Annotated in this window: 35 protein-coding genes; all 35 read right to left on the bottom strand. The window is 34.5% G+C overall.

What is annotated here, in order from left to right:
• Positions 1–9 precede the first annotated feature (9 nt).
• The 35 genes from H4J39_RS03145 to H4J39_RS02980 all read right to left on the bottom strand — a co-directional run bounded on the left by H4J39_RS03145 (position 10) and on the right by H4J39_RS02980 (position 22479).
• Positions 10–2298 carry a TonB-dependent receptor domain-containing protein gene (locus H4J39_RS03145; RefSeq protein WP_182225958.1) on the bottom strand — a complete coding sequence of 763 codons (2289 nt, stop codon included), beginning with the start codon at positions 2296–2298 and terminating at the stop codon, positions 10–12.
• A gap of 347 nt (positions 2299–2645) precedes the next feature.
• Positions 2646–3203: a GNAT family N-acetyltransferase gene (locus tag H4J39_RS03140; protein ID WP_182225957.1), complete on the bottom strand. Its 558-nt coding sequence runs from the start codon at positions 3201–3203 to the stop codon at positions 2646–2648.
• Between the two features lie 529 nt (positions 3204–3732).
• The gene (locus tag H4J39_RS03135; protein WP_182225956.1) at positions 3733–4113 is read right to left on the bottom strand and encodes a hypothetical protein; all 381 of its coding nucleotides are present in this window, start codon (positions 4111–4113) and stop codon (positions 3733–3735) included.
• Positions 4114–4390: 277 nt separating this feature from the next.
• Positions 4391–4969: a hypothetical protein gene (locus H4J39_RS03130; protein WP_182225955.1), complete on the bottom strand. Its 579-nt coding sequence runs from the start codon at positions 4967–4969 to the stop codon at positions 4391–4393.
• Positions 4970–5087: 118 nt separating this feature from the next.
• Positions 5088–5462: a VOC family protein gene (locus H4J39_RS03125; RefSeq protein WP_182225954.1), complete on the bottom strand. Its 375-nt coding sequence runs from the start codon at positions 5460–5462 to the stop codon at positions 5088–5090.
• 177 nt (positions 5463–5639) lie between these two features.
• Complete coding sequence (locus H4J39_RS19075) at positions 5640–5747, bottom strand: DUF302 domain-containing protein (RefSeq protein WP_259368741.1); 108 nt, start codon at positions 5745–5747, stop codon at positions 5640–5642.
• Between the two features lie 157 nt (positions 5748–5904).
• Complete coding sequence (locus H4J39_RS03115; RefSeq protein ID WP_182225953.1) at positions 5905–6372, bottom strand: N-acetyltransferase; 468 nt, start codon at positions 6370–6372, stop codon at positions 5905–5907.
• Between the two features lie 129 nt (positions 6373–6501).
• Entirely contained in the window at positions 6502–6762 is a 261-nt protein-coding gene (locus H4J39_RS03110) for a hypothetical protein (RefSeq protein WP_182225952.1), read from the bottom strand.
• A gap of 130 nt (positions 6763–6892) precedes the next feature.
• Positions 6893–7255: a hypothetical protein gene (locus H4J39_RS03105; RefSeq protein ID WP_182225951.1), complete on the bottom strand. Its 363-nt coding sequence runs from the start codon at positions 7253–7255 to the stop codon at positions 6893–6895.
• Positions 7256–7489: 234 nt separating this feature from the next.
• A complete protein-coding gene (locus tag H4J39_RS19070) occupies positions 7490–8011 on the bottom strand; it encodes a site-specific integrase (RefSeq protein ID WP_259368740.1) in 522 nt (173 codons plus the stop codon).
• A gap of 370 nt (positions 8012–8381) precedes the next feature.
• Positions 8382–8663 (bottom strand): Arm DNA-binding domain-containing protein, encoded by a 282-nt coding sequence (locus tag H4J39_RS19065; RefSeq protein ID WP_259368739.1) that lies wholly within the window; start codon positions 8661–8663, stop codon positions 8382–8384.
• A 240-nt stretch (positions 8664–8903) separates the two neighbouring features.
• Positions 8904–9929, bottom strand: a complete 1026-nt coding sequence (locus tag H4J39_RS03095) for a serine hydrolase (protein WP_182225950.1) — start codon at positions 9927–9929, stop codon at positions 8904–8906.
• A 119-nt stretch (positions 9930–10048) separates the two neighbouring features.
• A complete protein-coding gene (locus H4J39_RS03090) occupies positions 10049–10513 on the bottom strand; it encodes a nuclear transport factor 2 family protein (protein WP_182225949.1) in 465 nt (154 codons plus the stop codon).
• A 103-nt stretch (positions 10514–10616) separates the two neighbouring features.
• Positions 10617–11033, bottom strand: a complete 417-nt coding sequence (locus H4J39_RS03085) for an MAPEG family protein (RefSeq protein ID WP_182225948.1) — start codon at positions 11031–11033, stop codon at positions 10617–10619.
• 130 nt (positions 11034–11163) lie between these two features.
• The gene (locus H4J39_RS03080) at positions 11164–11529 is read right to left on the bottom strand and encodes a hypothetical protein (protein WP_182225947.1); all 366 of its coding nucleotides are present in this window, start codon (positions 11527–11529) and stop codon (positions 11164–11166) included.
• Positions 11530–11571: 42 nt separating this feature from the next.
• On the bottom strand, positions 11572–12111 hold the full coding sequence (locus H4J39_RS03075) for a GNAT family N-acetyltransferase (RefSeq protein ID WP_182225946.1): 540 nt from the start codon (positions 12109–12111) through the stop codon (positions 11572–11574).
• A gap of 128 nt (positions 12112–12239) precedes the next feature.
• Positions 12240–12602 carry a hypothetical protein gene (locus H4J39_RS03070; protein WP_182225945.1) on the bottom strand — a complete coding sequence of 121 codons (363 nt, stop codon included), beginning with the start codon at positions 12600–12602 and terminating at the stop codon, positions 12240–12242.
• A gap of 463 nt (positions 12603–13065) precedes the next feature.
• Positions 13066–13467, bottom strand: a complete 402-nt coding sequence (locus H4J39_RS03065) for a DUF4267 domain-containing protein (protein WP_259368738.1) — start codon at positions 13465–13467, stop codon at positions 13066–13068.
• Positions 13468–13599: 132 nt separating this feature from the next.
• Positions 13600–13788 carry a hypothetical protein gene (locus H4J39_RS03060; RefSeq protein WP_182225943.1) on the bottom strand — a complete coding sequence of 63 codons (189 nt, stop codon included), beginning with the start codon at positions 13786–13788 and terminating at the stop codon, positions 13600–13602.
• Positions 13789–13912: 124 nt separating this feature from the next.
• Positions 13913–14194 (bottom strand): hypothetical protein, encoded by a 282-nt coding sequence (locus H4J39_RS03055; RefSeq protein WP_182225942.1) that lies wholly within the window; start codon positions 14192–14194, stop codon positions 13913–13915.
• 124 nt (positions 14195–14318) lie between these two features.
• Entirely contained in the window at positions 14319–15041 is a 723-nt protein-coding gene (locus H4J39_RS03050) for a hypothetical protein (protein WP_182225941.1), read from the bottom strand.
• A complete protein-coding gene (locus tag H4J39_RS03045; RefSeq protein WP_182218451.1) occupies positions 15038–15208 on the bottom strand; it encodes a hypothetical protein in 171 nt (56 codons plus the stop codon). The genes H4J39_RS03050 and H4J39_RS03045 overlap by 4 nt, the downstream gene beginning before the upstream one ends.
• A gap of 167 nt (positions 15209–15375) precedes the next feature.
• Entirely contained in the window at positions 15376–15702 is a 327-nt protein-coding gene (locus H4J39_RS03040) for a hypothetical protein (protein ID WP_182225940.1), read from the bottom strand.
• A 503-nt stretch (positions 15703–16205) separates the two neighbouring features.
• Positions 16206–16541, bottom strand: a complete 336-nt coding sequence (locus H4J39_RS03035) for a hypothetical protein (protein ID WP_182225939.1) — start codon at positions 16539–16541, stop codon at positions 16206–16208.
• A gap of 114 nt (positions 16542–16655) precedes the next feature.
• Positions 16656–17195, bottom strand: a complete 540-nt coding sequence (locus H4J39_RS03030; protein WP_182225938.1) for a DUF7010 family protein — start codon at positions 17193–17195, stop codon at positions 16656–16658.
• A gap of 131 nt (positions 17196–17326) precedes the next feature.
• Entirely contained in the window at positions 17327–17485 is a 159-nt protein-coding gene (locus H4J39_RS03025; RefSeq protein WP_182225937.1) for a hypothetical protein, read from the bottom strand.
• Between the two features lie 161 nt (positions 17486–17646).
• Entirely contained in the window at positions 17647–18210 is a 564-nt protein-coding gene (locus H4J39_RS03020; RefSeq protein ID WP_182225936.1) for a YcxB family protein, read from the bottom strand.
• A 223-nt stretch (positions 18211–18433) separates the two neighbouring features.
• Positions 18434–18673 (bottom strand): hypothetical protein, encoded by a 240-nt coding sequence (locus H4J39_RS03015; protein WP_182225935.1) that lies wholly within the window; start codon positions 18671–18673, stop codon positions 18434–18436.
• Positions 18674–18727: 54 nt separating this feature from the next.
• Complete coding sequence (locus H4J39_RS03010) at positions 18728–19396, bottom strand: hypothetical protein (RefSeq protein WP_182225934.1); 669 nt, start codon at positions 19394–19396, stop codon at positions 18728–18730.
• Positions 19397–19528: 132 nt separating this feature from the next.
• Positions 19529–19840, bottom strand: a complete 312-nt coding sequence (locus H4J39_RS03005) for a hypothetical protein (protein WP_182225933.1) — start codon at positions 19838–19840, stop codon at positions 19529–19531.
• Between the two features lie 113 nt (positions 19841–19953).
• Positions 19954–20175, bottom strand: coding sequence for a hypothetical protein (locus H4J39_RS03000; protein ID WP_182223891.1), 222 nt, complete (start codon positions 20173–20175; stop codon positions 19954–19956).
• Positions 20176–20457: 282 nt separating this feature from the next.
• A complete protein-coding gene (locus tag H4J39_RS02995; protein ID WP_182225932.1) occupies positions 20458–20799 on the bottom strand; it encodes a hypothetical protein in 342 nt (113 codons plus the stop codon).
• 97 nt (positions 20800–20896) lie between these two features.
• The gene (locus tag H4J39_RS02990) at positions 20897–21304 is read right to left on the bottom strand and encodes a hypothetical protein (protein WP_182225931.1); all 408 of its coding nucleotides are present in this window, start codon (positions 21302–21304) and stop codon (positions 20897–20899) included.
• Positions 21305–21378: 74 nt separating this feature from the next.
• Positions 21379–21873, bottom strand: a complete 495-nt coding sequence (locus tag H4J39_RS02985) for a hypothetical protein (protein WP_182225930.1) — start codon at positions 21871–21873, stop codon at positions 21379–21381.
• Positions 21874–21990: 117 nt separating this feature from the next.
• Positions 21991–22479, bottom strand: a complete 489-nt coding sequence (locus tag H4J39_RS02980; RefSeq protein ID WP_182225929.1) for a hypothetical protein — start codon at positions 22477–22479, stop codon at positions 21991–21993.
• Positions 22480–22619 lie beyond the last annotated feature (140 nt).

The following is a 22619-nucleotide window of genomic DNA, read 5'->3' as shown; positions in this document are numbered from 1 at the left end:
ACGCTAAGATTAAAAGCTTACCGTTAAGGTCATTGATGCTGTACGAGGTGCACCAATAAAGAAAGCAGTGCCATTACCTGTCCCTGTCGACAAGAAACTTTCATCTGTTAAATTATTAACCACGAATGCTAAGTCAAAAGACTTAAGGACATTGCTATCAATACTTGCGCCATAACCTGCGTTAAAGTCAACAACCGTATAGGAATCTGCATCGCCACGTTCACCGGTATACTTGGCAGAAAGCCCCAATCGAAAACTTTCAAGTGTGTAGTTAGTCGATAAAACAAACATATCGTCAACCGAATCAATCACTTTACTACCTGATTCAAACCCAGGGGCATTACCGACATATGTTGAATCGTTGTTCGTGTACGACGAATAAATATCCCAATTCTCGTTAAAACGGTAACTGGCACTTATTTCAAACCCTGTAGAGTCGATGCCACCTACATTAAGATAAGTACCATTGGTACCTATGCTGTAATCAATACCTGAGGTATCGCTACCTGGAGAGATAAACGTGATGCGGTTATCAAATGAGATTGAATAGTAAGTTGCAGAAAAATCAATGTTTTCATTGTTATAACGTACACCAACATCAATGTTTTCAGCTGTTTCAGGCTCAATTTCATTAAGTGTTGATGAATCTCGCTCTAAAACACCATCTTTAATTGCTGAGAAGTTTTCACTGTAACCCGCAAAGACTTCAGTCGTGTCATTAACTCTATAAATAACACCCGTACTTAATAAAACATCAGAGTCACTGTTTACTTCACCCGTAACACCTTTTGCAAAGTTATCGTATTTTTCTACATCAACAAAGTATTTTTGCATGCCTAGGTTAACCGTAAGATCACCAAAATCTAGCGTGTCTTGGGCGTAGAGCTTTAAGGTGTCTGTTTGAAAACTATTACTATATTGTGTCCAATAAGGCGTTTCATCAAAGTGATGATAAACACGAGCGTCTATAACTTTATGCCAGTCACGTGACTCGTCACGGTCTGTAGTTTCAGTCCATAAACCCAGAGAAATATCATTGATGCCAATTGACCAATCAAAATTAGCGGTCATACCTAAACGGCTTTTTTTGTAGTGAGTATGACGATATGACATAACAGGAACGGCGCTTCGGTCGTAACAAGAAGGCGCTAACTCTGGGCCTGAGTCCCAAGGATAAGCTAAATTGTCGGTACACCCAGCCGAAGGTGCTAAAGGGTTACCTAGTGGATCAGTAAAGCCATATTGGCTGTCGATAGAACCACCTTCTGTGGTTGGCTCACCTTGAGCATTAACTGCAGACACTAAATAAGGTGGGATCCAATCACCACGTCCGGTATTGTTGTGCATATAAGGCGAGATTTGAAAACCCATCGTTGATGAAATATCGTATTCAAATTTTAAATAACCTAACGTATTTTCACGCAAGGTTGACCAGCCTTCAGCAAACATTTGATCAAAATGAGGAACACCCGTCCAATTCCACGTTAATTGATCCCAGTCAGGTGATTGATCAAATTGGGTCTTACTGACTGAGTTATAATTGTCTTCATCGGCATCATCGTAAGACAAACGCCCAGTAATATTTAATTGGCCTAATTCGGTAACAAATTTAAATTCAGCATGCTCTCTTGCCATTCCACCATTTGAACCTTCGCCAACCCAACGACTGGTTGATGTTGATGAATAGCTAGCGTAGGCGTACGTATTGTCAAACAATAGGCCAGTGTCGTGGCGAACAAAATATCTTGTCGCATCATGATCACCTTTAGTTAAGGCAAATTTCGTTGTTTTTTCAAAAGCGGGCATCGCACTGACAAAGTTAAATGTTCCCCCTAAGGCATCTAATGAGGCCGAAGAAATATCTGAAGTACCTTGTGATACTTGTATAGTCTCCATGTTTTCTGAATCAAGATAACGGTTGGCCTTTGCACCACCGCCATAGTTAGAGCCACCATTAGGAATTCCATCAATAGTCATGCCTAATTGTTGTTGATTACCATCAATACTAAAGCCACGCATCGTTATGGAAGTAGACCAATCATCACCACCAAAAGCATCGCCTTCGTTAATGCTGATACCGGGCAAGTTGTCCATTAACGCTAAGACACTGGTTATGCTCGACTGTTGTTGCACCATTTTCACGTCAATTTCATGGTTGGCATGAGATAACTTTTTAGCAACAACAGACACTTCTTCCATGGTGCTTTCTTGGGTTTTCACTTCTTCTGCTAAAACATTAAACGCAAATGTTGATGATATAGCTAAAGCAATTAAACTTTTTTTACGAGAGTTAGACATTGTTTTCCCTTTAGGACATTTTTGAGTATTTATAATGCCGATAGCATGCCTTTGAAATATGACTAAATATGTTCAAAGTAATGACGTTTAGGTTAAGAAAACATGTCACTTTTATTAATATAAATGTCATTAAGAAGCGGGTTAGTCTTCAATAACATATTAATCGTCAGGAATAATGGCCGTAAATAACCCGATGAGAAATTTAATGTGTTGCCACATTGGTATTTGTCTAGATGCTTTGAAATAAATTTTGCGTATGGCCTTTACTGTCAGGTTGCTGACATAAAATTCCATAGAAAAAGGAATGATTTCGATTAGGTGAAATTTTTTCGCGCTTAAACGGTTTGTTATATCTCACGATACTCTGACTTAATTAAGCCAAAACATTTAAGATCGTGAAACTGATTTTTCCAATATCCACTTTGACGGCGAATACCTTCTTCTTTAAAGCCTACTTTGAGTAAAACAGCCTCTGAGGCTGAATTCCCTGGAACGGTATCACCTTGAATACGATTCAACTTACCACACGGTAACTCACCAGAAAATGCTGATTTAACAATCCTATTCACCGCTTCAGTTGTGAAACCGTTACCCCAGAAGTTAGGCAGTAAATCATAACCTATAACAGTGTTTTTCATTTTAGAACTCCACGTATTAAAGCCACAAGTCCCTATTAATTGATTGGTTTTTTTTAAACGTATAGCCCAGCGAATACCAGAATTGTCTTTAAAGCGATCGTTAAAAAACGCTATTAAATTAATCGCTTGTGATCGCTCAGTAAAGGCCTCTAGATCATAATATTCAACAACTGAATTGTTAGAGAATAAATCAAATAAACTATTTGAATCTGCACTCGCTAATTTATCTAACCTTAAACGATTAGTCTCTAATACTGGAAATAACAACCTAAATACTCCATAAATATAACGTCCCTTTAAGAGACTTTTAATCGTTAGTTAAAATGTTCAGTAAAGCAGCAAAATTTACTGTTGTTATGCTGTTTTACACACTTGTATGTGTTTTTGAATTGTTTCTTAACCAACTTATCATTGAGGGATAGAGATCAATAATTTTTTCTTTCGTTAATTTTTTATACAAGCGTTTAAGTTCGTTATTATGGCAAGTAATCGATAAGCTTTTTCCATTGTAGTTAATTTCAGCTTTTGGTCTGCTGCCCCAATAAGTTAAGTTGACCACTTTGTTTTCAGGTAGCGCATTAAAATCTAAGTTTTGACTAAAAAAACGTCGGTAACCAACGCGAAATATGTACTTTGCAATGCCATGTAATGGTCGCTTGCTTGAGATCTGCCACTACAACAAAGTAATAAAAAAAAATATATACTTCAAATCTACTCCTCCTTAAGTATAAAAATTCGCTATAATTAGCCAAAAATAAGCACAGCCCATTATTTGTTGTCCGTATTGAGCCGCCTGTTATGTCTGCGACTTAAGCCAACTCATTGCACTAGCTTTGTCGTCGAAAATTCTTTCATTTAATGAACTTCTAGCAGGCGTTCTACTTTCTAAAATGCTAAGCGCTACATTAGAATTCGTGACTAACGCCTTAGCCACCATATTTTGACTATTCAACCAGATATTACACTCATTTATTTTCTCATATACTTCGGGTGTAGCTCCCTCTGCATCAATATAATCAATCAACAATTTAAATTTATTTTGACAAAAACTATCAACGACAGTTTTTAGATCTGTAATTGATTTATTAACACCTTCGACATTAAACGCCCCTATAATTTTAGATATTATTATATCACCTTCAACTGAGATGATATTTTTACCATGCTCTTGATTCATAATTGTCCCTAGAAGTTATAAAGCTACTTAAGTGGCATAACTATCCAATGCATGGAAAAGTGTAGAGTCATTATTAGTATTGCAGTATTCCTTTATATAAGGAATCAATACATCATGACATTCCAATTTTGAGGCTGGACTCTTACCTTTTTTGAATTGAATACCTTTACCGTACGTATAACCAAAAACCCATGCAGAAATAGAATTTAATCATCTTGAATTTTACACATACAATTCCCTTTGGTAACTAACGCCCTGTTAACGGCTTTTTATGCTACTAAAACTCGGTAAACTTAACGTTATTGAAAAATGCATCACTATCATTTTCTAATGATGAGTTTTCGCTACCTTCAAAGTAACGACTCGAATACTCAATATTTACACCTACAGTATTCTTTTTGGGGTGTTGACAATTATAGCCAATACTTTCCAATAACATTAAGGCCTTACCTCCTTCAATTTTTGCATTCGTATCTTTTGATATTGAATGGTATTTTACGCAAACAGCACCGTTAAGTGTCGATAGGTTTTCGATATTTTGTTGGTTTTCAAATCGTCCTGTTCTTGGAGTAGAAGCTCTTGAATTTACAATATGTTCTAGAAGCTTGTGATCTGAGTCTAATATTGGCAACTGAAATATAGAAACGTTTACAACAAACGATTCATTTTTATTAGAACCTTTGCGGGCAAGAGATGACTGATAGCCTGAAGCCGCCATAACCACCCAACTTCCATTTTGTGGAGGGAATGTCGTTACGCCATAAATGTTGATAGGACTATTTGAATTCACAACTGGTGCAACAGTCACACACGATACAAGAAATAAACTTGATACCAAAATTATAATTTTAAACACTAAACTTTCCTTAATAACTGAAATAAAGTAACAAACTAAATAACTGACTCGGTGATACTTTCATTTAATTCCCTTTTAAAGTTAAATTATGCCGAAATCTGCAAAATCATTAAACGTCCTAATTAAGTGGCTTGTTATGTGCTAATTTTGACCACACCGCTAATTCATTACCGCCTGGTTCGATAAAGTGAAAACGACTACCTCCAGGGAATGAAAAAATAGCTTTTGTAATTTCCCCACCAGCTAGCTCAACATTAGAAAGAGATGTTTCAAGGTTCTCACTTAGTAGAACCAACAAAGCTGAACCGTTAGCAACTGTGGATGTTAACTCAGATTTATAAAAACCACCATCAAGACCTTGGTCTGAAAATGAAGAGTAGTCTGGGCCATAATCTTGAAATGACCAGTGAAAGGCTTTTTCGAAAAAAAGCTTTGTAGCTGCTATATCACTTGAGGGGAACTCGACATAATTCAATTTTAAATTAGACGACATAATTTGAATACTCCTTGTTAGGCGGTTACTACTTGGGTGTTCCAGCAGTGCTAAGTTTATTAAGTACTGCTGAAATTTTATTTATGACTTTATCTCAACCTTGAATATGATGGCGTACTTTAATGTATTCAGGGTTGTTATATGAAAGCCAAACTTTGTTTTCTGAATTTTCTGTAATTAGAACTTTCTGAGAAGATCAATTGCAGAATTTTGAGCACATTGCATTAATAGAGTCCCAATTTTAGGGTTACCAAAAATAATGACTTCCGTTGGCCTTAGTTCCAAATTGACACCTTTGGCATTGTTTTGGTGATCAATCCTGATAAATAGTGTTAAACCTTTGTCTTCTAAGAGGCGCGAAATTGTTGGCTAAATTTACGAGGAACGGACGCTAGCCAACTGTTTAACGTCCGTTTGAGTAACTTGTTATATGCAAATGACTCTATATTGCTTTTATCATGTGAACGGTTTCAGGTTTAAAGCCCAAATTTTGATAGAAACTTTCTGCATTTGTATTATTGGCAAACACCTCTAAATGTAACAACCTACACCCTAAATTTTTAGCCCACTTTTCACTGTGAGTAATTAAAAGCTTACCAACACCAAAACCTTGTGACTTAGGTAATACAGCGAGTAGCGGTATAGTTCCACACGTTTCACCCGAAATACTATCTTTATGTGTGCGCACATGAATAAAACCCAGCGGGATATTATTACTTTCAGCAATAAATGTGGAATTAGGTTGCAATGTTTCAGCAAGCATTTCAGAAATGTAATCGTCTTGCATCTTTTGAATAACATCATCAGTGTGCCACTCTAACTTAGCAACTTCAGCTAAATTAGGTGACAGTTCATAAATAAATGAGTGATCACTTTCTTGTGATTCTCTAATTACAACTATATTTTTCATACTATACTCTTGGGTATTACTCTTAACCATAAATTGCATATAACGCCACATTAAGCAGCAAAAGATTGTTGGCTAAGATTGTAAACGGAGTGAAACAGCCAACTGTTATTTGTCCGTTTGAATTGCTTGTTATGTGCTAGAACTATCAACAACCTTATAGCCTTTAGCTTCATGCTCGTTGACACATGCTTGAAATTTATTCTCTAATTTAATTTCATCAAACCAGCCAAGAGCATATGAATGACATTTAACTTTCATTTTTTCAGAATTAATTAATACAGCTTCTTTTTTTAACTCAGCAAAGCCTAATGAATATGCTACCTCTACAAACTTTAAATTTACAAAGTATCCAACGATAACTACAGCTAAAACTAATATTACTTTCTTCAAAACAACTCCAAAATTTGATTATATAAATTGGTACATAACGCCCAATTAGCGGGCAAATAATTGTTGGCTAAAATTGTGAGGAACGAACAAAGCCAACGGTTATTTTTCTCTGTTAAATAGCTTGTTAGGTTTAATTTTCAAGCCAAGCTAATGCTTCTTTTTCACTATTGAATTTTTGTATTTGATAACCCATTTCAGCGGCTTCTTTAGTTACAATTTGATCCGTGGGCTTTTCAATGTTATCAAGCACCGCGACTGAGGCCATATTAAACTCTTCTTTGGTAGCTATATACTTTCCAAAAATTTCCTGTTCAATGTTAGTCATTTCTTGCTTTATACTTCTAACGTCAATTAATAGCTTGAATCTCTTAAAAATATTAAAATTACAACACAACTCATGAACTGAAGACAATCGTTCTTCTAAAGTCATAATTCCTTCATAAGTGACTATAATTATCTCATGATTTTCAATGATTTCAATTTTATGACTCATAGTTTATTTTAAACCTAACAGGTTATTATGGAGACTTCTCAGTAATGTCCGCCCCATAAATATTATTTAATTGATATTAATATCCCATAATTTCATAGCTTTAGGAAATACAAATTTTATATTTTTGTCAGAACATGGATATTACTAAGACTTCTCAGTAATAAGACACGAATAATTCATTAGAAAATATATCGCAAAAAAATCATCTCTAAAGTAAAGCGCACGAAGAAGTCATTAGCAAATCAAATTAACTGCCGCCGCTTTATGCTCCGGCGCTAAATGCGCATACCTTAGTGTCATTTTTAAATCACTATGACCTAATAACTCACGCACTGTATTTAAATCAACGCTTGCCATTACTAACTTACTGGCAAAGTGATGACGTAAATCATGAAAACGAAAATCAGCAATGTTAGCTTCATCTAATATTACCCCCCAAAGAGAGGGAAAGTCTTTTAAAGGTTGATTGTTCCTATCTTTAAAAACATAACCTTCGTTACCTGATAGTTTTTGCCACTGGATAAGTTCATTAAACGCCTTTATATTAAGCGGTAAATGACGAGTATTACCAGACTTAGCGTTTTGAAAATCTACTGTCAGTATTTTATTATCAAAATTAATATCATGCCATTGTAGAGATAGTAACTCCCCTTTGCGCATGCCTGTATTTATTGCGAGTAAAACGATGACTTCTAAAAACGCTGTATCACATGCTTTAAGGCTTTCACGTAATCTACGTTCCTCATCTTTAGACAAGTAACGTACTTTTGAGTTATCAACAGTTAGTGTTTTAACCTTACGTAAATCATGACTATCAATAACACCCCACTCAACCGCCCGACTTAAACAACCCTTAATCGTGTTTATTTGACGATTAAGGGTTGCAGGCTACCATCAGCTAAACGCTTATTTCTCCATTTCTCGATCTCCCACGCGTTAATATCGGATAATTGAAAGTCCATCAACTTAGGAAATGACGATTTAAAGGCTTTAACTGTATTTTCGGCTGCTTTTGGATTGCGTGATTTAAGCCAAGGTGTGTATTTTTACATCTAAGAAGTATTGGAGTGTAGGGTATTTGGAATACTTGGTACTAATACGTTCTTTTTTCTTAACGCTTGAACATCTACACCTTGAGTAACGTCGGCAATTTTACTTTTGCTAAATATCTTGCTTGAGCAGGTGTCATTTGACCATCAACACCTAATCGGTAATTTACCTGTTTTCCGTTCAAGCGATAAAACAGATAATACGTTATCAAACCTAATGGAGTAATACGGGCATGAAAACCAGAAATATCAGTGTCATTTAGACGCTTATCGGTTGGTACTAGATTTTTGATATTGGTTATCTTACTTTTAATTGGCAGATAGTAATCATCCTTGTAGCTCATTTGTAGCAACATCATTATGCTACAACCAAGAACCAAGAACAACAACAAACAAGAGCAATTGAATATTAACGTTTAATATCAAATAGATAAATAATAACATTGTTCATTGCGGTTCATAATGATATTTAAATGATTACGTAGTTATCCCCTATTAAGGGGCAAATTGTAGTTGGCTAAAATGTGAAGCGGAGCGGAACCAGCCAACTGTAATTTGTCCCGCTTGAACAGCTTGAACAGCTTGTTAGCATGATGTCCTTATGTCTCACCCGAATTATTCTTTCCTAACTGGATCTTTAACGCATTTCTAATTTTGTACAGAGTTGATTTATTGCCATCACTCGACATTAGTATTATTGTATAGTTGTTTTTAAAATCAGAATGTTTAATTGTGTGATGGCTAGGATTAGAACCATCATGCTCCCAATAGACAATACTTCCATGTTTATCGTTGTAAAACTTCCCAAAGTCAAAGTAAGCGCGATTACGCTTTCCGGATAATTCATCACCTAGCAAGGCCTTTTTTATCTTCTCGATGGGCAGAAATAAGGACCCTCTTAAGGCAGTTTCAAATTTTAACAAGTCGAGTGGTGTAACATATAAAGTCACCCCATTCACAGCAGTTGGATAGTCACCTGTTACTTTTAACTTGGAAAGATTATTAGCATCTACTTGAAAATATGAATCAGTCATTCCTGCAACATCGAAAATAAACTCTTTAGCAAAATTAGAATAAGTGTCGCCCGTTATTCTCTCTACAATCAAAGCTCGCAAAACTACATTTAAATTTGTATAAAGATAATCATTTCCAGGTTCGAAAGCTAGAGTGCTATTTTTCATCTGCTTTATCACATCGGAAGTATCAATATATTTTTCCCATTTGACCTTAGGTAAACCTGAAGTATGAGTAAGTATATGCTCTACAGTTATATTTTTTGCCCAAGAAGGAAAACCTGATATATAGTCAGAAATGCTGTCTTCATAACTTAATTTCCCTTGCTCAACGAGCTGCATAATCGATATGGTAGTAAACTCTTTACCTACTGAGCCAGGGCAAAACAAGTGTTTGTTTGATATTAGGGTTTTCCTATCATCATCGGAAAACCCTATATTTTTATGAAAAATTATACGTCCATCTGTACTTATCAAAACGGTGCCATTAAACCCAGTGTTTGCAATCGTTTCTTCAACAACATGATGATATTGAATATCTTTTTCGGATTCTACCGCAAGAACAATTGGGCAAAAAACTATCATCCATATTAATAAAAGCATTTGTCTCATATTGAACATCCTAATCATGCTAACGCCCTACTAAGCGGCTAAAAATAGTTGGCTATAATTTGCGAGGTACGAGCACAGCCAACTGTTTGTGTCCGTTTGAGTTGCTTGTTAGGTATACATTAACCGTGGTGTCGGCGGATATGCTTTACTAAACCTGATTCGTTAAACTCTAATGAGACAATATTAGTTTTACTATATTCAATAGTTTTATCTAAATGTGCAGGCTTAACTTTACCCATTTCAGACATTTTTATAAAAACAACATTAGCCCCTACCATAATTTCGTTTATCTCAATATTACTGCTTATAATTTCATCTTTTAGTTTACCAACCATGTCTGTACGGAGTTTAGACTTCTCAGTATACGTAAACTTGAATTTAACATGTTCATCAATAAAGTCATCAGATAATAGCGATATATAATGGTCAATTTCTTTAGTAGTTGTATTTGGTTGTTGGCGAGCATTTTTTGCTGATACAAATGCCTTAGCTTTTTCGATTAACTGATCTGTCGTGAATTTGTCATTCGCGGAACTTGAAAAAGATAAAATAAGGGATATAAATACTAAAGTTAATTTTTTCACTGAACTCTCCTTGTATGCCTAACGCCTTATTAAGAGGCTAAAATTGTTGGCTAAAATAGTGAGGAACGCCAGCCAGCACTTTTTAGTCCTTTTGATTCCCTTGTTAGGCAATAGCCCAACCACATAAACCAAGAAGTATTATATTTGCTACTAAGGCGATTAAATAGAAATAGCTTCTTGGACTTGGATTTTTTTCTGTTGATATCGCGTAATACAGAATCATGTGAATTATTCTGGATATTGCCATGACCCAAATTATGATTCCAGTCCAAAAAACATTAGCCCCAACAAGTATTGCTAAAAATGAAGCACCAAGCATTACCGTGATATTTTCTAGAGAATTGGCGAATGTTCTATTTGAACGAAACACGAATGAAGAGTGACTTAGTGATGAGTCAATTTTTCCTGGTATAGCATCTGGCTGTGAAGCTTTAGATTTTGCCGCAACAAGACTTTGTACTACAACAGTCAATATGATTATTAATATACCGAAAAAAGCAACTGAATAAGAATCTAACATGAACCAAGCACCCCTTTATTTAATATTGCCTAACGCCCTACTAAGCGGCTAAAAATAGTTGGCTATAATTTGCAAGATACGAGCACAGCCAACTGTTTGTGTCCGTCTGAGTTGTTTGTTCGGCAAAATATCACTTGGAAATAAAATAGTGGCCTTTAAACAATGCAGGTCTTATAGAAGAACCACTTAAATCCCTTAATGGCGTATAAGATATTATATTACCACTTGATTTAAAAGTAGAAACAACTCGTACCTTGCCATTAATATATTCTGACTTTAATTGTTCATCAAACGTATAGATAGACACACTATAACCACAAGCAAAATTAACTATTGGTTCGAATTTATTAGTAGGAGTATAAATTTCCTTTTCTTTTACATACAATAACTGACTAACCAATGCGTTATCAATTTCCATAAAAATTTTATTGGAATACTCTTCTGACGCAAATGAAGATAAAGATAAAGCAAGTAAAAACAATGTAAAAAATTTCATTAAATCTCCAAATTTGCCTAACGCCCCATTAAGAGCCAACTATTATTTGTCCTGCTTGAATGGCTTGTTAGCAGTTTTACAACTGTACTCATATAAATTATTCTGAGACCCATACAACTCTATATTTCCTTTCAACTTAAAGCCTATTTTGTTCAATAAACTATTAGATCTTAAATTATTTAGAAACGTAACAGCCAAAACCGTATTTAAAGAATAAGAAGCCATTTCTTCTTTGATAAGAGAAGAAGACGCTTCATTTGCATAACCTTTGCCGCAAAACTCAGGTAAAAGCGCATAACCCAAATCTGGATAATCCAATTCTTCTCTTTTTAACAACCCACACATTCCTATTGGAGTTTTTGTTTCCTTGAGTAAAACCAAACTAAGACCAAAACCAAAGGTTTGATAGCTAGATAAAGGGCCATTAATAAGATAATTCAATGCATCAGCATTAGTTCTAACCTTTTTATCGGTTATATTCCGAATGAACGACTCGTCATTTAATAACTTAACAATAAACTCAGTATCTTGAGTATTAAACTGTCTGATATATAGTCGTTCTGTTTCACATACTACGTTCATATGATTCAACCTATGCATTTAAACTGCTAACGCCCTACTAAGCGGCTTTTAATTGTTGGTTAAAATGTGTAGCGAAGCGGAACCTAACCAACTGTTAAAAGTCCTGCTTGAATGCCTTGTTATGTTTTTTACCACGGACCAATAATAAAATCTAATGTAGCAATAAATAAAACGGGAACAAAACCTCCTATAAATGAGTATTGTATAATTTTTAGACTTGAGTTAATTGATGTATCTGAAACTTTAGAACCAAAATATCCAGCAAGAACACCAAAAATTGAAAGAACAATAAAACCACCAAACAACCCGTAAAATACCCAAGCTGTGAATACCATCTTAATCGTTTCTAAGATATTGCTTCCCGAACCATACTCCCCAAAAGGACCAATTATTCCTCCCATAGGGATTGGTAAACGATAAAAAAAAGCAAATAACAATGCTACTAATAAGCTTAAAAAAGCAGTGAGAGTAATCCCTTTTAGTATATTCATAATCCATCCTTGAAAGAAACATAACGCCCCATTAAGAGGCAAATAATAGTTGGCTAAAATAAGCGACGAAGGAGCAAATAGCCAACTGTTATTTGTCCGTTTGAATGCCTTGTTAGTTGTACTGTTGTGACACTTTCAGTTTTTTAATCGTTCTTATAAATTCGAATATCCCGCAAACGCCGGAACCAATAAGCCCTATTTGCCAAATACTAATTGATTCAAAACTGAAACTACTGGAGTACAGCGCAGAACCAATTATGTTACCTAATTGATAAACACCAACTAGTATTACAATTAAACAAATTAACACTATAACCCAGTAAAAAATAGTAGACTTTTGCTTCATAAGATTTACTCAATGGTTGTACAACTAACGCCCTACTAAGGGGATTTTAATTGTTGGTTAAAATGTGAAGCGAAGCGGAACCTAGCCAACTGTTAAAAGTCCTGCTTGAATGGCTTGTTAGGCTTTGTTGGCAACAACCTTCTTTAAGACAAAGAATATAATTAATAAGTATAAAATAGTGACAACATGCTTAGCAACAACCTTAAATGGTGCTTGAGCTTCATATGCAAGTAACCCATCTGTAATTGGCATAACAACTGCAAATAATGCGCCCCACATTAAAACAGCATAATTTCGAGTATATAAAAGATATCCGAAAATCAAGGTAATAAAGATTGTACGAGAACCATATATTGCCACCCAGTCAGCATCCATAACCGAGAAAAGTTCAGTTCCTCTGACAACAGAAAACATCGTTGGGTCAATGAAAGCAAAAGTACCATAAAAGCCCTGCAATAAAACTATGAGTGCGACTAATACAAAACCTACTTTTTCCAATTTGGTACTTTTATTCGTCATAATATCCATGTACACCTGAATTATAGAAAAGCCTAACGCCCTACTAAGCGGCTAAAAATAGGTGGCTATAATTTGCGAGGAAGGAGAAAATAGCCAGCTGTTATTTGTCCTGCTTGAATGGCTTGTTATATGTTAATTACCAATTGATTCTATTAATATCGTGAATGAAGCGACAATTCCAAACAGATTTGTATTGGCTGCTACGGAAATAACTTTCCAATTATCACCCTCTATTTCAGCTATTTGAGAATTTAGTAAGTCTAAATTGGGTGTTTCATGCCACCATTTTTTAGTTTTGTTAAATATTACAACTTTACGCATTTATAACCTCCATGTGGAATATATTCTTTAACATATAACGCCACATTAAGCGGCAAAAAATAGCTGGCTATAATTTGCGAGGAACGAGCACAGCCAACTGTTTGTGTCCGTCTTGAGTTGCTTGTTAGGTATCAGTTTTATCAGAAAGTAAATTTAAAGCATCAATTAAAAGCTCATGCTCTTCTGTACCAACTTTGATATCCCATGCTTTACTCAAATAAAAACCACCGGCACAAGCAAAAAAAATTGATGGAAGCCAAAATAAACTTTCATTTATAAAAACATCAATATTTGGAATGAAAGCAAAAATAACTAAAGAGATTCCAATAATAAAACACACCCATTTAGTTCTAGCTTGCTTCTTTTCGTATCTTACCAATTTGGTTGCAAACTCCGATTTGGTCATAAATCCTCCAGTAATTATATTGATACCTAACGCCCTACTCAGCGGCTAAAAATAACTTGCTATAATTTGCGAGGTACGAGCACAGCCAACTGTTATTTGTCATTTTGAGTGACTTGTTAGTTGCCTACTCTTCCTCAATAATATAAAGATATTCAATATTTATATTTTTAATGTCTTCATATTTGAGAATAAGGCGATCTCCCTTTATCTCATAAAAACGTGTAGTTGGTGGGGTTGTTGGTTCAGAATCGTCTGACTCTATTGGTCTTCTCATTGCACCAGATAAAACAACTCGATTCAATTGACCGTTAGAATCAAGATAAAAATCTTCAAGAACACCATAATATAAGAAGGATGTGTTTTTAGACTCTACTAAGCAGGATAATTTAATTAACTCTGCGTCCTGAGTTTCAGACAATTTACCTGTAAGCTCATAGTACCATGGAGTGTCAAAAGCATACTTTGATGATTTGTAGGGATTAAAATAAAAAATTATTTTTTGAAAAAATTTACCAAATACATACGCAAGTAAAAAAGAACTAGAAAAATATAAAATAATCTTAGTGATGTTACCGCTTATAGCTCCTAAATCAGATGCAGAGATTGATTTAGAGCCGGTTAACAGTTTTATACAGATATCGTAATTAATTTCGTTACCTGATAGAGGCACTACAACAGCAATTAAAAAAACATGTAAAATTAACGCATAAAAAAAAGCCAAAGATGAAGAAACATCAAATGGCTTTTTTTCTATACTTGTATTTTCTAATTTTTCGTAAGAGTTTTGGAATATAAAACCGGGAATAATAAGTACTAAAATAAAAAAAGCAGGAAAAGCTATATTCATGCCACGGCTTTCTCTTTAGGAGAAGTAGAAACTCGATATTTTTTACCGTTTGACAAGGTGATAACTTCGTACTCTTTTGAGCTACTAGATATAAAAGCTCTCAACTGCTCACTTCCAGAAGGGTCGCCTTTTATTTTCTTGGCTAGATTACCTAATAAAGCTTTCATAACATCTCCTAACATGCGGTTGTATATATACAGTTTACTTTAAATTTGATTAATGCGCTACAAGTGATGGCAGAAGGCAACTAACGCCCACTTAAGCGGATAAAAATAGTTGGTTAAAATGTAAAGCGAAACCTAACCAACTGTTTTTGTTCCGTTTTAGTTGCTTGTTAGTTGCCTTTTTTACGATATTTAACAATACCATAAAAGTAATTTAACACTACACCAATAATGAGTAATAAAACATAAGAAGCCATTCGGTTTTCTGTAAGGAGACCCAAGTGCCAAAAATATGCGATAAATACCATAAAAACAGAAAACAATATTAGGCTTACACCTACACCTTTTCCAAATGCTTGAGGATTAGAAAAGTTCTTTTCACTGTAACCCGAAATTAAACCTCTGCGCCCTTTAAAAGCGATTAGATACCCGAAAATGCCACAAGGTAAAACTGCGAAAATAATAATAAATAAAGCTTCAACTGTAGACTCATCCATGATGCAAACTCCTTGGCAACTAACGCCACGTTAAGCGGCAAAAAATTGTTGGCTAAAATTGTGAACGAAGTGAAAACAGCCAACTGTTTTTTGTCCGTTTAAATGCCTTGTTAGGTTAATCTAGCTTCTTTAGTCGCATAGATAATAAAACAAGTAATCCGCCCATAATACCTTTAGAAACACCTCCAGTGAGTCCAAGGGATATAATGAATGGCTTTAAAATAAATAACGATAATACAAGAGTAGGTATAAATAAAATAGCGGCCACTTTAAAATTTATAAATGATTTAAATTGTTCAGAGCAATGAGGGCATACTTTAACTTTGCCAAATTTATTCAAAGTTTTAGAAAATAGACTTATTTTTTTATCGCAATGTGGACACTTCAATGTGAATCCTCCTTATTAACCTAACACCCAATTAACGGGCAAAAAATTGTGTGCTAAAATGTTGAGGAACGAAAACAGCAAACTGTTTTTTATCCCTGTTTAATTGCTTGTTAGGTTACTTTTTACGCCAAGCCCTGTAAAAACCAAATAATGCAATAAAATGAAAGATTAATAAACCAACTAAAATCTTATTAAAACCCAAGTACATCCCTATCGTATGATACTGAACTTCATTTCTTTTAGGTAAGTCCGTCTTTAGATCATCCAACATCATTCTCGTTAAACCTCTAAGTATATCTTCATCAGCACTTTCAATTTTAGATTCTAGTTTCTCGATTAACTCTGTTTTAGGTTCAATAATAGATAACTCTTCAACATATGAAGGTAAATAAAAGCCTGAGGCGCAATAAATCAATAATAAAAATGATGTGATAAATACTGGATACTTCAAATTACTCTCCATGTAACCTAACGCCCATATTAAGCGGCTAAAAACGGTTGGCTAAAATTGTGAACGGAGTGAAACAGCCAACTGTTTTTTGTCCGTTTGAACGCCTTGCTAGGGCTATATTACTGCATATTTGACTGTTGAATTCTCTTTAAGAAGAAGTAAACACGTAAGTAAATACAGAGGGATAAGAGCTAAAAAAGTATATGTATAAGAAAACTCGCTCCCTCCAAAAGCCATTACACATCCTACAGCAGGCATAGCAAAACCTAAAAAGTAATAAGCTTTACTTTTATAAAGCCATCCAAAAGGAATGAAATGAGAGCCAAAAAGAATAGCTAAAACGAATGGAAACCAATTGGGAGTTAATTGAAGTACTAAGATAAGCACTGGCCAATATAAAAATTGAGCACTGGCTAAAACTGTGGCCAAGTTTGATAATGGCGGTAATTTAGCAAATGGATTAACTTTGAATATTTTTGATATAAAGAAAGCTATTGGAAATGTACTACCAGTAGCAAAGATAACCATTATCAAAGCCTGCCTTTGTGGGAGAAAATTAATGACTAAAGCGCAAAGGCACATTACGATTAATCCAGCAAATGGAAAACCGATCCCCTTTTTAGTAAAACGTATTAACTCATCTCTATTATCCATTACATCTCCAGAAATTGACCTATAGCTCTAACGCCACGTTAAGCGGCAGAAAATAGTTGGCTAAAATAGAGAGCGTAGTGAACAAAAGCCAACTGTTTTTTGTCCGTTTGAACGCCTTGTTAACAGTGCGCTTATTTCTCACCCTTGTTGTAGCCGATTATGCCGAAAGCCAAAGCTGCACATAAAATAACTATATCTAAATAAAACGGTGGTTTTTGAATGCTTAATAAAGTTCCAATCGTAATTAGCATTAAACTTCCAGCTGTATATTTGTTTTTTGATTTTTCCATAATTTTAATTCCTTTTTAATAATTGAAGTTGATTGATAAGTGCAAAGCCCGAGAGCCTGCTAACGCCCCATTAAGAGGCAAATAATAGTTGGCTATAATTTGCGAGGTACGAGCACAGCCAACTGTTTTTTGTCCGTTTGAACGTCTTGTTAGAGTTACAATTACCACCCTTCCCCTTTATTTTCTTTATTTATGTTAGTAGATGACATTAATTTTTTAGGAACACCATAATATTCAGTTATTAAATCAATGAAGTCGTTTAAATTTTGTTCACTAAAGATCGACTTAGGAATAGTTTGAAATAATAAATTATCGAGTAATACTATAATATATTCATCAGATTCGATGATATTATTAATAGATCCCCAATAATAAATAGTAGTATATTTGCTATTTCCTTGAGTAATGCCTTTGTCAGAAATAGTTAACTTACGTTGGCTTAGAATCATACCATCTGAATTCAGATTGAAGTTATTTTGGCCTTGAGTTGAGTAGAACGATAAAAGTATTGCAGAGTAAACTAACCCAGTAAAACAACCAACAAATAGAAATACAAGTCCTTGTTGACCACCAGATTGATAATGGTTAAACCCATAAATAAATAAAAAAGCAGAAAGTAAACCGAATAGCTTCACAAATGCTCCTTTCGGCTTTTTATTCGACTTCTGTATTATTTGACACGTTTTAAAAATATCATCTTTATTTAAAGAAAATTCGAATTCCAAAATACTTCTAGCTCCTTGTAACTCTAACGCCCCATTAAGAGGCTTTTAATTGTTGGTTATAATGTGAAGCGAAGCGGAACCTAACCAACTGTTAAAAGTCCTGCTTGAATGGCTTGTTAGAGTTTTTTACTCTGTAAATAATGTTGATATTTAGAATCCATTTCTTCTTTAGAGTGAAGCGTTGCACTTGCAACATTCTCTTCTAGAATTGAAAGAAATCTAACTAACTCGCTTTCAGATAATTTAGTCGCTTTTGAAATATACTCTCAGGAGCAACTTTAAAAATTAACCAACTACCATCAACATCAAACTCTATATGTGCGCCTGTATTTAAAACAACTAGTTCACCATCTTTGTCATCCCAAGTAATACTAATAAAATATTGGTACCTTTCATTTTCTAACAATTCTGAATACGGATATTCTTCACCGTTACTCTCAACTAACAATTTATCGTATGACATGAGAAAACTCTAACGCCCTATTAAAAGTCCTGCTTGAATGGCTTGTTAGGCATATTATCGTATTCCATGGCTTTGATACTCTTTAATGATTTCACCTGAATGCGCAGATATTTCAATGTTTTTATAAACCATGGTTAAACCATCATCATAGGTTCTCTGCTCAAATTTCCAAACTAAATTATCAGTTTTAGTATCATAGGCGAGAGTAACATTTACATGTTCGGTGTCAAATCCTGACTCTTGAGATTTATTATATGCATCAGATAAGGAATAAATTTTTAATTTTTCTGGGTTCTTTGAAAAATCCGGTAAGTTAATTTCATTTATAATTGAGCCATCTTGACGTAACTGTATCTGTGCAATGTATGATTGAATTCCTATTTCAGGTTTACTCAATTCAAAGTGCAAATCGAAAGAATGAACTTCCCACTCGTGATTTTTAACATTCGGCTCCATTTCATATAGCTCACCTATGTTAACAATCTGCCCCCCATTAAAAGTAAGAGAGCTATAGAATTCTGAACCTAGTCGTTTTACTAGATGCTGAATTAGTTGTGAACGGATATTTTTTGGTATATCTAATGGAGATTTTGGTTTTTCAGGCTCATAACTACCAAAGTATGTAAAACCTCCATAGGAAGTTATTGGTTCAACCTTTTTCACTCCTGCGAATGCTGAAGACATCATTATTGAAAGAGCTAACAGTGAATACAACTTGAACATTATGGTTATGCCTAACGCCCCATTAAGAGGCAAATGATAGTTGGCTAAAATAAGCGACGACGGAGCAAATAGCCAACTGTTATTTGTCCTGCTTGAATGGCTTGTTATACGCAAATAACACTAAACCATAAGTTATTTAGTTAATGTACATTCTTTCTTAATATTACCATCAGAATCGATACAAGTTGCTACATCTTCTTTACCGCATGAGTCGTAAGTGTCTGGTGAAACAACTCTATGCGCACCTTGTAAAACAGTATTGAATAAACCTAAAAAGATACTATTTAAAAAATTAGAGCTACCAGAAGCTTCTTTGTCATATTTATTATGATCGGCTCCAGAAGTAAAATTACAACCTACTTCAGCGGCACCACGAGAAGAGCAACCAGAAATTGTTACTATCAAAAAAGCTGTAAATAAAAATTTAGTGAAATTTGTGACCATGTTCATCCTTGCGTATAACGCCCAATTAAGCGGCCAATAATAGTTGGTTAAAATAGAGAGCGCAGCGAACAAAACCAACTGTTATTTGTCCGTTTGAATTGCTTGTTATATTTTCAGTTTAATACAACTGGTACAGTTATAGATATACCACATCCATCTCCGTAACTAAAAATCAATTGATGCTTTTCAGTTGAGTCTGCTTTAACTAGAAACCAAACTTTAGTTTCACCTTCATCTTCAAAAACTTTTAATGAGGAAAAGAAACTAGGATTATCTTCATCACCGATAATGATCCCAGCTAAATTAAATGGTTGTTCTTCAATATATTTAGGCATTGAAACGACAACACTAAAACTGCCTTTATTTAACTTACTAATTATTTTAAATTTATTTGCATAAGTAGCATCCCATTTAGCATTTTACTCTTCATTTGCAATACAGCTAGTTGCATTTGTAAAAAATGAAAAGAAATATAAAGCTAAAAGAATTCGCATACTCAACCTTCTTTGAAAATATAACGCCCCATTAAGAGGAAAATAATTGTTGGCTAAAATAAGCGACGAAGGAGCAAATAGCCAGCTGTTATTTGTCCTGCTTGATGGCTTGTTATGTGTAATTTACAAGGCAACAGATTCTAAATCTAATTTGCCATTGTTGTATATTGTTAATCGATCTCGAAAATCCATACTGTTAGTTACATAGCCAAGTTCTTCTGCTTTTTTGCCATCCCATAAAATTTTATAACCAGCATCGCCATTAATTTTAAAAGTACATTTTGTGCTTTTTTGAGGTAACAATTGAGACTTAATACAAGGCTCACCTCTAATACTTACTTCAAGATTAGTCACAATTAAATCAGAACTATTAATTATTGTTAATACCGCTGTATTTTTGGGCACTATTAAATAAATTAATAATAATATGATTATAAATAGACTCGATAATATCAGTTTCATCATTTACACATAACGCCCATATTAAGCGGCAAAAATTAGTTGGCTAAAATAGTGAGGAACGAACGACAGCCAACTTTTTTTTGTCCGTTTGAATGCCTTGTTAGTTGCCGATTACCGGTAAACTTATTGAAATATGTAATACATCAGCTACCCAAGAACCGTTTTCTTGGCTTGATAAATAGGTAGATGACGACTGACCTTTTAATTCTAAAACTTGATGTGACTCATCAATAAACACAAAACTTATATCTTGCCCTATTAGTTCACGCCAAACTTTCCAGCTAGTAGCTTCTATAACATGATCAGGTTCGTTTTCGTTGAACCTTTCAGGCTTGAACCCAATACAACATTGAACAGGCTCGTTACACCAAGAGAAATAAAACTTTTCACCCGTTTCAAATTCTAAGTAAATTTCACGATCTATTTCATGAGATTCAGAATCTGATTGTCCCTTCAGAGAACCGAAGTCAATTTCAAACAACTCGTAAATTACACGCTTAAGTTTCATAGGCAACTAACGCCCATATTAAGCGGCAAATAATAGTTGGTTATAATAGAGAGCGAAGCGAACAAAACCAACTGTTATTTGTCCTGCTTGAGTGGCTTGTTATATTCGGTTTCGTCGTTAATCGTAATACGCTTACTTAAACTGCTAATGCTAGAGTCCTTTAGAACAGTTACAAGATAAAATGATGTCTTCAATTTTTTTTCAAAATCAAGCCACTCAAATTCCAAATAGAATTTACCATCTTCACTCTTTCTGACAATTAGCGGATTATCAGGATAAATCGAATCAATAAGATTGTAGCTATCATGGATAAAATAAAACCCTACATCTGTCATTTTATAAAAGCTATTCTTTGGTAGTGACACTTCGATTTTTAATCTTCCGTGGTTACAGGGGAATTGCCCTCTTTCTATATTTATGCTGTTTATCTCAGGGGGAAATAAATCACTACTCCACTCTACATCAGCATCTGAATCGATATAAAAATGAGATCGCGTACCAGGTGAACAAGCAAAAGCACTAGATGTACAAAAGATTAAAAGTAGAATAGGAATTAACTGGTATTTCATCGTGCCTCACGAATATAACGCCCAAATAAGGGGCTGATTAATAGTTGGCTAATATGTAAAGCGGAGCGAAACCTAGCCAACTGTTAGCAGTCCCACTTAATTTTCTTGTTAGCTGTACTACGACCACCTAGCTACGGTAAATAATAAAGTTAAACAAAAAACATACCCATAAAACAATTGCATAATCGTGAAGGAGAAAGCGTCTTCGGTGACTGTAACTATGCCGCTCCTACTTAACGTCCAACCACTTCGAAAAGAATGCAACAAAGGCAAACCAACCATTAATAAAATAAGTGTGGAATAAAACCTATCTAAGCCTTTGAATGTACTAGGTTCTGCTGACAGTACAACAGGAATACTAACTATAAAACTAAAAAAAAGAACACCAGTAACCCTTTTAAAAGAACAACTAACCTTCATTATCTCTTTTTTTACTACTGCCTCTTCTAGGGTTTCAATATTGAATTGCTCAAGTTCATTATCCCTTTTTGATAACTCGCACATTAATGCGTTAAAGTTTTCTGGATATTTATCTTTATCAATATTTACTTTTACATCAAGTAAGTCTTCAAAAGTATATTGTGAATAATCAATTATAATACTCAAGCTTCCTTGTAATGCTAACGCCCTACTAAGCGGCTAAAAATAGTTGGCTATAATTTGCGAGGTACGAGCACAGCCAACTGTTTGTGTCCGTCTTGAGTTGCTTGTTAGGTGAACAGCTTTGTAAATACAATAACTTAAAC

This window comes from Colwellia sp. Bg11-12, assembly GCF_014076955.1.
Taxonomy (GTDB): Bacteria; Pseudomonadota; Gammaproteobacteria; order Enterobacterales; family Alteromonadaceae; genus Colwellia_A.
The sequence above is the reverse complement of the archived record's forward strand: the minus strand, read 5'-3'. Positions and strand labels throughout refer to the sequence as shown.

Bases quoted from the DNA above. Each gene is read 5' to 3' on its own strand.
- H4J39_RS03075 (WP_182225946.1), bottom strand. From the start codon at position 12,111: ATGAACGTAGTATGTGAAACAGAACGACTATATATCAGACAGTTTAAT.
- H4J39_RS03095 (WP_182225950.1), bottom strand. From the start codon at position 9,929: ATGAGACAAATGCTTTTATTAATATGGATGATAGTTTTTTGCCCAATT.
- H4J39_RS03125 (WP_182225954.1), bottom strand. From the start codon at position 5,462: ATGTCGTCTAATTTAAAATTGAATTATGTCGAGTTCCCCTCAAGTGAT.
- H4J39_RS03080 (WP_182225947.1), bottom strand. From the start codon at position 11,529: ATGAAATTTTTTACATTGTTTTTACTTGCTTTATCTTTATCTTCATTT.
- H4J39_RS03010 (WP_182225934.1), bottom strand. From the start codon at position 19,396: ATGTTCAAGTTGTATTCACTGTTAGCTCTTTCAATAATGATGTCTTCA.
- H4J39_RS19065 (WP_259368739.1), bottom strand. From the start codon at position 8,663: ATGATGTTGCTACAAATGAGCTACAAGGATGATTACTATCTGCCAATT.
- H4J39_RS03060 (WP_182225943.1), bottom strand. From the start codon at position 13,788: ATGCGTAAAGTTGTAATATTTAACAAAACTAAAAAATGGTGGCATGAA.
- H4J39_RS03025 (WP_182225937.1), bottom strand. From the start codon at position 17,485: ATGGAAAAATCAAAAAACAAATATACAGCTGGAAGTTTAATGCTAATT.
- H4J39_RS03105 (WP_182225951.1), bottom strand. From the start codon at position 7,255: ATGAGTCATAAAATTGAAATCATTGAAAATCATGAGATAATTATAGTC.
- H4J39_RS03000 (WP_182223891.1), bottom strand. From the start codon at position 20,175: ATGCCTAAATATATTGAAGAACAACCATTTAATTTAGCTGGGATCATT.
- H4J39_RS03065 (WP_259368738.1), bottom strand. From the start codon at position 13,467: ATGACGAATAAAAGTACCAAATTGGAAAAAGTAGGTTTTGTATTAGTC.
- H4J39_RS03085 (WP_182225948.1), bottom strand. From the start codon at position 11,033: ATGTTAGATTCTTATTCAGTTGCTTTTTTCGGTATATTAATAATCATA.
- H4J39_RS03030 (WP_182225938.1), bottom strand. From the start codon at position 17,195: ATGGATAATAGAGATGAGTTAATACGTTTTACTAAAAAGGGGATCGGT.
- H4J39_RS03135 (WP_182225956.1), bottom strand. From the start codon at position 4,113: ATGAATCAAGAGCATGGTAAAAATATCATCTCAGTTGAAGGTGATATA.
- H4J39_RS03115 (WP_182225953.1), bottom strand. From the start codon at position 6,372: ATGAAAAATATAGTTGTAATTAGAGAATCACAAGAAAGTGATCACTCA.
- H4J39_RS03005 (WP_182225933.1), bottom strand. From the start codon at position 19,840: ATGGTCACAAATTTCACTAAATTTTTATTTACAGCTTTTTTGATAGTA.
- H4J39_RS03055 (WP_182225942.1), bottom strand. From the start codon at position 14,194: ATGACCAAATCGGAGTTTGCAACCAAATTGGTAAGATACGAAAAGAAG.
- H4J39_RS03040 (WP_182225940.1), bottom strand. From the start codon at position 15,702: ATGGATGAGTCTACAGTTGAAGCTTTATTTATTATTATTTTCGCAGTT.
- H4J39_RS02995 (WP_182225932.1), bottom strand. From the start codon at position 20,799: ATGATGAAACTGATATTATCGAGTCTATTTATAATCATATTATTATTA.
- H4J39_RS03145 (WP_182225958.1), bottom strand. From the start codon at position 2,298: ATGTCTAACTCTCGTAAAAAAAGTTTAATTGCTTTAGCTATATCATCA.
- H4J39_RS03050 (WP_182225941.1), bottom strand. From the start codon at position 15,041: ATGAATATAGCTTTTCCTGCTTTTTTTATTTTAGTACTTATTATTCCC.
- H4J39_RS02990 (WP_182225931.1), bottom strand. From the start codon at position 21,304: ATGAAACTTAAGCGTGTAATTTACGAGTTGTTTGAAATTGACTTCGGT.
- H4J39_RS03045 (WP_182218451.1), bottom strand. From the start codon at position 15,208: ATGAAAGCTTTATTAGGTAATCTAGCCAAGAAAATAAAAGGCGACCCT.
- H4J39_RS02985 (WP_182225930.1), bottom strand. From the start codon at position 21,873: ATGAAATACCAGTTAATTCCTATTCTACTTTTAATCTTTTGTACATCT.
- H4J39_RS03015 (WP_182225935.1), bottom strand. From the start codon at position 18,673: ATGTCATACGATAAATTGTTAGTTGAGAGTAACGGTGAAGAATATCCG.
- H4J39_RS03070 (WP_182225945.1), bottom strand. From the start codon at position 12,602: ATGAATATACTAAAAGGGATTACTCTCACTGCTTTTTTAAGCTTATTA.